The sequence below is a fragment of the Mesorhizobium sp. M0293 genome (genome assembly GCF_040321735.1).
Classification (GTDB): domain Bacteria; phylum Pseudomonadota; class Alphaproteobacteria; order Rhizobiales; family Rhizobiaceae; genus Mesorhizobium.
The window spans coordinates 1-529 of record NZ_JAMYSA010000332.1; the positions used below are offsets into that span (position 1 = coordinate 1).

The 529-nt window shown below is 60.7% G+C and carries 1 protein-coding gene; it reads left to right on the forward strand.

What is annotated here, in order from left to right; translation table 11 throughout:
* Window positions 1–529 (forward strand): AMP-binding protein (locus NKJ06_RS35740; protein WP_352812648.1); only part of this gene is annotated, 529 nt, incomplete at both ends.

Genomic DNA, 529 nt, shown 5'->3' on the forward strand with positions numbered 1-529 from the left:
ACCGTGCGGTCAACCGGCTCGTCATCAACAATGGCTATGCGCAGTTCAGCTCGAGTGATCGTGTGGCGTGGGTGGGTAATCCCGCGTTTGATATCAGTACCCTGGAAGTGTGGGCACCGCTGCTACACGGTTCAAGCCTGGTTGTGATTCCACAAATTGATGTGCTGCAGCCAGAGGTGCTGCGCCGTCTGGTTCAGCAGCATGGCATTACCGTCCTGCATCTGACAGCTGGGTTGTTCAGCCAGAGCGCTGATGATTTAGGCCCGGCGCTGGCAAGCTTGCGGTTGCTATTGGTCGGCGGTGATGCGGTTGATGTGGCGGCAGTAGCACGGGTCTTGAGGGGGAGCCGACCGCAGCATCTCTTGCACTGCTACGGTCCGACCGAGACGACGACCTTCGCGACAGTCTGCGAGGTCACCGCGATTGATGAGACATTCCGCCGTATCCCGATCGGGCGTCCGATTGCGAACACGCGGGTGTATCTGCTGGACGGTCATGGTGCGCCCGTCCCGTTCGGGGCGGTGGGGGA